Genomic DNA, 9,706 nt, shown 5'->3' on the forward strand with positions numbered 1-9,706 from the left:
AGCCAGAAATTATTGCGTTTTACGGCAGCGGGTAATCGGCTGGCGTATGGCTCATGACTTCGACAAACACGTCTTTAGTATTAGCCAGAAATTATTGCGTTTTACGGCAGCGGGTAATCGGCTGGCGTATGGCTCATCACATCGACAAACACGTCTTTGGTGATATGCCAGAAGTTAAGCAGGTTATCCATGCTCAGCGTGATACCTAACAGGCCGGTGACAAACCAGCATGCCATGCCGATTCCCACCCCAGTAAAGATGAAAGCCATACCGTTGCGGCTGGACTGACGACATTTTACGTTAAAGGTGCTGGCAACAAACATCATGACCGCACTAATCAGCTCCCACCTCATCAGCACCAGGCTAGCGGTTAAGGTACCCATATTTCTAAAACTCCGCATCAATCAGGCCTGGCAATAAAAAGGCGTCATCTGACCGGACGAAAAGGCCAGGATTGCTTTCCATCGGGACGGATACAGGGGGGTAAGTGTGATGACGGTCACATTATAGCATCGCATCGGACGGGTTTTGAACACTTTTAAGGCCGCTTAGGGCCGTTTTTTGAACGCGCGTAATAATCGTATTTATTTCCCGTAGGTTAGCGACGATATTTGACGGCAGATGCGTAATATTACCAAAAAGAATTAATTCTCGTTTAAGGCAAACTCAAATTCGGTTTATTTTTTGAGACAATAGATGATAATAATTTCCATTATTAATCTTCCATTGCGGGATTGTCTTTTCCTTTTTCCACCCCGTTATTCTTTATTTCTCACGGCATTATGCCGCATTATCTGACAATAACTGGATCGTTTGGGATGAATCTGACCTGTTAAAAGTTGTATGGAATGAAGAGGGGTTGTAGGATTTTTAGAAACTTATTTTTGCTTTTTTATTCCCATGAAGCGTTTTCCGTCATAACGCGCAGGGAAAGATAGCGAAAATTTATGTCAGATAACCGGAGCCTGTCTGTTTGCCTGTGGCTATTCAGAGTCGAAAAGCCATTTTGCCCGCAGTTAATTTTCCCTGTGCTTTCAGCTTGCTCTTTAACTCAGATCGGGGCAGTAGCCTGGTCCCGGCAGCGTTGCAGCTTCGGGCGGTCGTCAACGTAAGGCCCCAATGCAGAAGCGCTGCATGAGCGGAGATCCGTTCGGTTGGCGTGGGAGGAATCATGTATCATGACCGTCCCGCGGGAAACATTACCGCGCAATCGGCAGCGAAACCGCTGCCCACGCTACGAAAGTCGCTACGGCGTATTCATTTAATTATCATTATTGTCTCGCTGACCTTCAGCGGTCTCTCGCTTTCACTGCTTTCAGTGCTGGCGCTGCGTAGCTATGCAGAAAATAATTCCGAGCTGCTGGCGACGACCATCAGCTACAGTGCACAGCAGGCGGTAGCAACAGGCGACGGTGCAGCAGCGCGCGCTATCCTGCAGGATATTGGTGCGAAAACGCAGTTTGGTCAGGTGCGGATCCTCGATGCGGATCGTCATTTGCTGGCCAGCTGGGCCGCCAGCGACCATCGTGAAAAAAGCGCCTTTAGTGAGCTGGTCTCGCGCTGGTTATTTCCAAAACCGGTACACATTCCCGTGCTGTGCGAAGGGAAAGAAGTCGGCTCGATTTGGCTGACCGGTGATGGTTGTCGGGTGATGCACTATCTTTTCCAGGCGCTGACATGGCTGGGATGCAGCATGTTAATTTCCGCACTGCTGGCCTTTTATTTGTCGCGCAGAATGCATTCAGGCATTGTCAGCGCCCTGTCGAATATCGCCTGCGTGGCGCATGAGGTGCGTAAGCGGCGGGCCTTCTCGCTACGCGTGCCTTCCTCTTCTATTGCCGAGCTGAACAAACTTAGCGGTGACTTTAACAGCCTGCTGGATGAGTTAGCCAACTGGCAACGCCATCTGCAAAGCGAAAACGCCACGCTGGCTCATCAGGTTCGCCACGATGCATTAACCGGGTTGCCTAACCGCACGGCTTTTGAGCAGGAGCTTAAGCAGCAATTAAGCACGCCTTTAACCGCTGCGCAGGTAGCAGTCTTGTTTATTGACGGCGACCGTTTTAAAGAGGTCAACGACCGCTACGGTCATGCTGCTGGCGATCGCGTACTGGCCATTACCGCTCAGCGCCTGCGCGGGCATTTGCGTAAGAATGATCTGGTGGCACGACTTGGTGGGGACGAATTTGCCGTACTGCTATCGGGTATTGAAAGCGGCGAACAGGCGGGCTGCGTCGCGCAAAACCTGATTGAAGCGATGCGTGAACCTGTACGACTGGACGACGGTACTCTTCTTACTCAGTCGCTGAGTATCGGCATCGCGCTGGCAAAAAATCATCATACCGGCGAGGCGACCATCGCCCAGGCCGATGCGGCGATGTACCACATCAAGGCGTTGGGTGGCGGCTGGTATTTTTCGCCCACGCTCTGGAGCCGACTACAGACGGCAGCGGCGCCTGAATATGAAAACGTTTAGCTGTGAGCGTAAGCGAATTCGCTGCAGTCAAAACTGGCCTGGCGTTTCTGCGGGCGACGCATACTGTGCCGGTAGGCCGTCGGTGTCTGATCAAACTGGCGGCGAAAAACGCGTGAGAAAGTCTGCTGCGAGTCATAGCCGTACTGCATAGCAATATCAAAAACCGGACGTTGCGTCTGGCACAGCTCTTTCGCGGCCAGGGTCAGACGGCGTTCACGGATATAGTTGCCCAGCGTCTGTTTAGTCACGGCCCGGAACATGCGCTGTAGGTGCCATTTGGAATAGCCGGATCGCGCCGCAACGTCATCAATGGAAAGCGTCTTATCCAGATTACTGTCAATCCAGTCGGTAAGCGCGTGAACAATATCATTATGCATTCTGATCTTCTCCCGGTAGCTGGCGGCCAATCAACATGGCGAAAAAAGAGGGTTCGCCTTCTCAAGGGCTGGAGTATAATTCCTCAAGTTAACTTGAGGTAAAGCGCAAAATGAAAAAAACGTCCGTTCTGAATAAGCGTGAACTGACCCCCGGCGACGTAGCGGCACGCTGCGGCGTGGCCGTCTCAGCGCTGCATTTTTATGAAAGCAAAGGCCTGATCGCCAGTTTCCGCAACGGCGGCAATCAGCGCCGTTATCACCGTGACGTCCTGCGTCGGGTGGCGGTGATTAAAATTGCCCAAAGGATAGGCATTCCGCTGGCGACTATTGGCGAGCACCTGGTTCAGTTTCCGCCGGGCAAACGGCTCTCGCCAAAAGAGTGGGCGCTGTTGACCCGTAAATGGCGCGAAGAACTGGACAGCCGTATCGATACCCTGACCCGACTGCGTGACGATCTGGATGGCTGTATTGGCTGCGGCTGTTTATCAATGGAAGACTGTCCGTTGCGTAATCCGGATGACCGCCTGAGCGAGCGCGGCACGGGGGCGATCCTGCTGGCACCTGAACGTAAATAAGGCTGTCTATACTGAGAGCACTGTATTTACGCACAAGGAAAGGTCATGATCACCGTCCACCATCTGAACAACTCCCGTTCGCAGCGTATTCTCTGGCTGCTGGAAGAACTGGAAACCCCTTATCAAATCAAACTGTACCAGCGGGAAAAAACGATGCTGGCACCCGAAGCGCTGAAAAAAGTGCACCCTCTCGGTAAATCGCCGGTGATCACCGATGGCAATCGGGTGATTGCAGAGTCCGGCGCGATCCTTGAATATTTGGCGGAGCATTATGATGCTGAAAGCCGTCTGAAACTGACTACGGAAGACGAGCACATCGCGGGCCGTTACTGGCTGCATTATGCAGAAGGCTCGCTGATGCCGCTGCTGGTGATGAAGCTTATTTTCAGCCGCATGGGTGAGGCTCCGGTGCCCTGGCTGCTGCGACCAGTAGGGCGCGCTTTTGGCAAAGGCGTGCAGAAGGCGTACCTCGACAAGCAACTTGCCACCCATCGCGAGTTTATCGAGCAGCATCTTGCTGACAATGAATGGTTTGCCGGTTCCCATTTCAGCATTGCCGACGTGCAGATGAGTTTTCCACTTCAGGCGCTCAGCGCGCGCGGCGGCGCAGGTAGTTCTCCTGCTATTCAGGCCTGGCTAAAGAAAGTCCAAAGCCGGGCGGCCTGGCAACGGGCGCTGCAGAAAGGTGGCGCGGTCAATCTTGAATAAATAATCGCCCCGCAGCTCCTGAAGTTTCCTCGTGCTTCCTCATAAGAAAGTGCTATGACCGCGCTTGCCAATGAGCCAGCTAAAGTCTGCTCAGGCAGGTGCGGGCGTAAAAGAAAGGAAAATCTGCAAGCTTCCCGGCATCAGCAGTTGAAAAGGCGGCCTTAAAGGCAGGATAATCGTTTGCCTTTAAAAAAATGCAGTATGCCTGTCGGGTTAAACGTTTGCTTTTTTCCGATCGCGGCTCCTTTATGGAGTTTTGTCGATCTGCAATAGCGCTATCAGGGATGTAAACGTGGTATGAACCCGTCATCAGGCATCGATAATTCATAAGAAAGTTCAGGGGATTTCCATTATGTCGACTCATCATCAGACCGGCGGATCGTTAGATGCCTGGTTTAAAATTTCTGCGCGCGGCAGCTCCGTGCGTCAGGAGATTTTAGCCGGACTTACCACCTTCCTCGCCATGGTCTATTCGGTGATTGTTGTGCCTTCCATGCTCGGTAAGGCGGGCTTTCCTCCCGCGGCCGTGTTTGTCTCGACCTGCCTGGTAGCGGGCTTTGGCTCGGTTATTATGGGGCTGTGGGCAAACCTGCCGATGGCGATAGGCTGTGCCATTTCATTGACCGCTTTTACCGCCTTCAGCCTGGTACTGGGCCAACATATCAGCGTGCCGGTCGCGCTGGGTGCGGTCTTCCTGATGGGCGTGCTGTTTACGCTAATCTCCGCAACCGGGATCCGTGCCTGGATATTACGCAACCTGCCGATGGGCGTGGCGCACGGTACCGGCGTCGGTATCGGCCTGTTTCTGCTGCTGATTGCCGCTAATGGCGTAGGACTGGTGGTAAAAAACCCCGTACCGGGCGCGCTGCCGGTTGCGCTGGGCGACTTCGCCTCTTTCCCGGTGCTGATGACGCTGGCAGGGCTGGCGGTGATCTTTGGCCTGGAAAAGCTTCGCGTGCCGGGCGGGATCCTGCTGACCATCATTGCCATTTCCGTACTCGGACTGATTTTCGATCCGGCCGTAAAATATCAGGGGCTGTTCGCCATGCCTTCGCTGTCGGATGCGCAAGGCCACTCGCTGGTCTTTAGTCTGGATATTTTAGGCGCGCTCAAACCGGCGGTATTGCCAAGCGTGCTGGCGCTGGTAATGACCGCGGTGTTTGACGCGACCGGCACTATCCGTGCGGTAGCGGGGCAGGCGAACCTGCTGGATAAAGATCATCAGATCCTGAATGGCGGTAAAGCGCTGACCACGGATTCGGTTAGCAGCATCTTTTCCGGCCTGATTGGCGCTTCGCCTGCGGCCGTGTATATCGAATCCGCTGCGGGTACGGCTGCGGGCGGCAAAACCGGCCTGACCGCTATCGTGGTAGGTGTGCTGTTTTTGCTGATCCTGTTCCTGTCGCCACTGGCTTACTTAGTGCCGGGCTATGCTACCGCGCCGGCGCTGATGTACGTGGGCCTGCTAATGCTGAGCAACGTCTCCAAAATCGACTTCAGCGATTTTGTCGATGCCATGTCTGGCCTGCTGGCTGCCGTGTTTATCGTGCTGACCTGCAATATCGTCACGGGCATTATGCTGGGCTTTGGCTCGCTGGTCATTGGTCGCATCTTTGCAGGCGAGTGGCGCAAGCTCAACGTCGGCACGGTGATTATCGCTGTCGCGCTGGTCGCGTTTTACGCCGGCGGCTGGGCCATCTGATCCCCTTCGCGAGGCCGGTATTTCCGGCCTCCGTTCCGAATCTTCGCTTTTTCCGCGTAATAGCACACATCAGCTTTTTCAGCGTGTCCCATTTTTGCTTTACTATTACACAGGGCATTATGTGTCCCGAGCCTGGTATTTTGTTGCTATCTGGAAGCTATGAAAGGACAACATGGAAATCTTTTTTACTATTCTTATCCTCACGCTGGTGGTGTCGCTCTCTGGCGTAGCCGCACGCATTATTCCTTTTCAAATCCCCCTGCCGCTGGTGCAGATCGTGATGGGGGCGCTGTTAGCGTGGCCAACTTTCGGCCTGCATGTCGATTTCGATCCCGAGCTGTTCCTGGTCCTGTTTATTCCGCCACTGCTGTTTGCTGACGGCTGGAAGACGCCGACCAGCGAGTTTTTACATCACGGACGCGAGATTATTGGCCTGGCGCTGGTACTGGTGCTGATCACCGTAGTCGGCATTGGTTATCTGATCTACTGGCTGGTGCCGGGCATTCCGCTGTTGCCTGCTTTCGCACTGGCGGCCGTCCTGTCGCCAACCGACGCCGTAGCGCTTTCTGGTATTGTCGGCGAAGGGCGCATACCGAAGAAAATTATGTCGATATTGCAGGGTGAAGCGCTGATGAATGACGCTTCTGGCCTGGTATCGCTAAAGTTCGCCGTCGCGGTTGCGATGGGCACCATGGTGTTTACGGTTTCCGGCGCGTCGCTGGAATTCGTAAAGGTCGCCGTTGGCGGGCTGATAGCCGGTATTGCTATCTGCTGGCTGTACGGCAAGTCGCTGCGCCTGTTCAGCCGCTGGACCGGTGACGATCCAGCCACGCAGACGGTGCTGCTGCTGCTGCTGCCTTTTGCGTCTTACCTGATTGCTGAACATATCGGTGTGTCGGGTATCCTGGCCGCCGTCGCGGCGGGCATGACCATCACCCGTTCAGGCATTATCCGTCAGGCACCTCTGGCGATGCGCTTGCGTGCCAACAGCGTCTGGCAAATGCTGGAATTTGTCTTTAACGGCATGGTGTTCCTGATGCTCGGCCTGCAGCTGCCGGATATCCTGCAGCTGTCCATAGCCCAGGCAGAGGCCGATCCTAATGTCGATCTGTGGATGCTGGTGCTGTCTGTAGTGCTGATTTATGCCGCGCTGATGATCGTCCGCTTCGCCTGGCTGTGGACCATGCGCCTGATAAGCCAGCGCCTGCTGAAAAAAAGGCCAATGGAGTTCACCAGCTACAGCCTGCGTGAACTGCTGATCGCCTCTTTTGCTGGCGTGCGTGGAGCCATTACCCTGGCCGGTGTGCTGTCCATTCCGCTGTTCCTGACTAACGGCGACGCTTTTCCGGCGCGCTACGAGCTGGTGTTCCTGGCAATGGGCGTCATCCTGTTCTCGCTGCTGGTCGGTGTGGCGGTGCTGCCGGTGCTGCTGCGCGGCGTAGCAGGCCATGACAAGACGGCACATCGTCACGAAGTGCAGATGGCGCGCGCGGCGATGGCGGAAACGGCTATCGACAGCCTGCATAAGATGGAAGAACGCCTGACAACCGATACTGAAGAGAACATTGATGCCGAGCTGGTCAAAGAGGTCGCTTCACGGGTGATTGGTAATATGCGTCGTCGCGTGGACGGTAAGGCCGATCTGGAACGGGCGCTGTATGCGGAAAACCTCGAGCGCCGCTTCCGTCTGACCGCGCTGCGCGCTGAACGCGGTGAGCTGTATCACCTGCGCGCCACGCAGAAAATCAGTAATGAGACCATGCAGAAAATGCTGCACGATCTCGACCTGCTGGAAACGCTGCTGATCGAGAAAGAAGAGTAGAGGCAAGACCGCGAGCCACCGGGCTCGCGGTTTTTCTCTTAGTATTGATGTTGTCCATTCTTATTATATCTCAAGGCGTGTAGTAAATTTCAGGTTTATTGATCTACTACATAAAAATAGCGCCTCCAATTTGCCAGGCTACTGAAGTATATCCAATCGGATATCGAAACGTGTGCTTTTATAGTGAAAATATAATGCCTGACAAAATTAAGGAGGCCGTATTGGAAAAGATTCCGTTTAATAAAGACAAGATATTGGCAGGCTCGCCCATTAGTTATGCTATACAGCAGCATCTCATTGTAATGATTCAACAGCAATGTTTGCAAATACAGCCCGCAAACTTCAGTGGTTTTTTTGGCTCGGGCCTACAGCTAATTGATGATTTTAAGGAAATATCGACATTACTTAATCCTTATCAACTTAATACTAACTGCTATTATTGCACTGTTGCCGCATTGACTAATCAAACTGTTAACGAGCTGGTGGCGGAGTCAGAAACCATGCAGCAGTATGGCGGCACGTTGGCAGAGACGCTAAGCCTATATGGCGACGCAGGCCGCTATGCCGCGCTGACGAACTTTGATGCACCTACACTGCCGACGAATGTGCTCTGGGAGCAGACGTATGATTATATCGATCGTGAACTGGCTGCAACGGAAGCGATGGGGCTGACCTATTTTCGTCATCCGCATGCTCAAAGGGGAGGATTTCCGTTGGGATCCGGGCACGCGGTAGTCGTCGCTAAAGATATGTACGGCACTATTGCTATTCTTGATTATCAAGTCGGTAGCATAACAACTTTAAGCAAAAAAGATCCCCCAGAAGGCCAATATCAGAAAAGCTATCATCTGTTTCAGCAATATGCCCTGCATGCGACTAACAGCTGGCGGGAAGCATACACTTTTATTACCCGTCAATTTAATAATCACACGTCATGGAAAGGAATATTGGCTACTGAGGATAACTTAAATAAGGCGTTTATTTTTTATTTTATGTCGGATGAAAATTCCATGTGGATCGAACTTGACGGGGAAAAAGTCAAACTAAATCTTGAGGAAGATATTCGTACAAATGGCGAGAGAAACCTTTTGCTCATCTGCCCGTTAAAATAAAATCAGTATTATCATTTAGCGTTATCGTCACTGCTCGACTGGCGAAACAGCGCTGTTCCGCTTTTATCGGCCGCTGGCAAGCGGCACTAAATCAATTACTCAACCGCTACATTGATAGCGTCGGCGTTTGGCCAGGCCAGAACTGCCGACAGCACGCGATCCAGGCCTGCGCGCTCTTTGACAGGTAGCTGCCTTCCCGCCAGATCAGGCCCAGCTGCCACACCAGCTCCGACTCCAACGGCAGCCATAGCAGGTGGCTTTTATCCAGCCGCTGGCAGATTGGTTCGGGCAGGATCGCCACGCCCATGCCGGCCTGCACCATCGCTGCAAGGAAATCCCACTGGCCGCTGCGTACCGCGATCTGCGGCGTGAAGCCGTTAGCCTGAAAAGCGCGCATCAGCTGTCGGTTAAGCGAAAACTCTTCGTTGTAAATCAGGATAGGATGGCCGGCCAGTTCGGCCAGCGGGACATGGGTACGGCGCAGCCATTCGCGGGTTTTTGGCACCAGCACGCAGAGCGGATGGCTCATCAGCGGCAGCGCGTTCAGCGGCAGATCTTCCGCTACCGGCAGGGCAGTCATGGCAATATCCAGCGTGCCGGAAAGCACCGCCTGCTGCACGGTCAGGCCGCCGAATTCGGAAATTTTCAGCTCGACGCCGGGATAACGCTGGCGGAAAGCGGAGATCGACCCGGCGATCTGCATCCCCACCATCGGCGGAATACCCAGCCGCAGCTCGCCAGTTTTCAGGTCGTTGATATCGCTAATCTCCGCCTCCAGCTGCTTAAACTCCTGCAGGATAGTCAACCCGCGCTGATAAACGGCCTGGCCGGTGTCGGTCAGACGCAGCTTGCGTCCTTCACGGATCAATAGCGTACAGCCCAGTTCCTCTTCCAGCTGGCGCAGCATTTTACTGATCGTCGGCTGGGTAACGTA

The 9,706-nt window shown here is 53.7% G+C and carries 9 protein-coding genes; 6 read left to right on the forward strand and 3 right to left on the reverse strand.

The window, feature by feature from the left end:
• Positions 1–101 precede the first annotated feature (101 nt).
• On the reverse strand, positions 102–383 hold the full coding sequence (locus RTK32_RS09035) for a YjcB family protein (protein ID WP_312043193.1): 282 nt from the start codon (positions 381–383) through the stop codon (positions 102–104).
• Between the two features lie 788 nt (positions 384–1,171).
• Between RTK32_RS09035 and RTK32_RS09040 the strand changes: the two genes are divergently transcribed.
• A complete protein-coding gene (locus RTK32_RS09040; RefSeq protein WP_312043195.1) occupies positions 1,172–2,476 on the forward strand; it encodes a diguanylate cyclase domain-containing protein in 1,305 nt (434 codons plus the stop codon).
• On the opposite strand, the gene soxS is transcribed toward RTK32_RS09040, so the two are convergent.
• Positions 2,473–2,853 (reverse strand): superoxide response transcriptional regulator SoxS, encoded by a 381-nt coding sequence (soxS, locus tag RTK32_RS09045; RefSeq protein WP_312043197.1) that lies wholly within the window; start codon positions 2,851–2,853, stop codon positions 2,473–2,475. The genes RTK32_RS09040 and soxS overlap by 4 nt on opposite strands.
• 110 nt (positions 2,854–2,963) lie before the next feature.
• Between soxS and soxR the strand changes: the two genes are divergently transcribed.
• The 5 genes from soxR (at position 2,964) to RTK32_RS09070 (ending at position 8,772) form a co-directional block, all read left to right on the forward strand.
• Positions 2,964–3,428: a redox-sensitive transcriptional activator SoxR gene (gene soxR, locus RTK32_RS09050; protein ID WP_312043199.1), complete on the forward strand. Its 465-nt coding sequence runs from the start codon at positions 2,964–2,966 to the stop codon at positions 3,426–3,428.
• Between the two features lie 45 nt (positions 3,429–3,473).
• Positions 3,474–4,136: a glutathione S-transferase gene (locus RTK32_RS09055; RefSeq protein ID WP_312043201.1), complete on the forward strand. Its 663-nt coding sequence runs from the start codon at positions 3,474–3,476 to the stop codon at positions 4,134–4,136.
• 352 nt (positions 4,137–4,488) lie between these two features.
• Entirely contained in the window at positions 4,489–5,838 is a 1,350-nt protein-coding gene (locus RTK32_RS09060) for an NCS2 family permease (RefSeq protein ID WP_312043203.1), read from the forward strand.
• A 172-nt stretch (positions 5,839–6,010) separates the two neighbouring features.
• Positions 6,011–7,660, forward strand: coding sequence for a Na+/H+ antiporter (locus tag RTK32_RS09065; protein ID WP_312043205.1), 1,650 nt, complete (start codon positions 6,011–6,013; stop codon positions 7,658–7,660).
• A gap of 221 nt (positions 7,661–7,881) precedes the next feature.
• Positions 7,882–8,772: a hypothetical protein gene (locus tag RTK32_RS09070; protein WP_312043207.1), complete on the forward strand. Its 891-nt coding sequence runs from the start codon at positions 7,882–7,884 to the stop codon at positions 8,770–8,772.
• Between the two features lie 106 nt (positions 8,773–8,878).
• Here the strand turns inward: RTK32_RS09070 and RTK32_RS09075 are convergent.
• Positions 8,879–9,706: LysR family transcriptional regulator (locus RTK32_RS09075; protein ID WP_312043209.1), on the reverse strand; the 828-nt coding region annotated here is incomplete at its 5' end.

The organism is Erwinia sp., assembly GCF_031978025.1.
Taxonomy (GTDB): domain Bacteria; phylum Pseudomonadota; class Gammaproteobacteria; order Enterobacterales; family Enterobacteriaceae; genus Erwinia.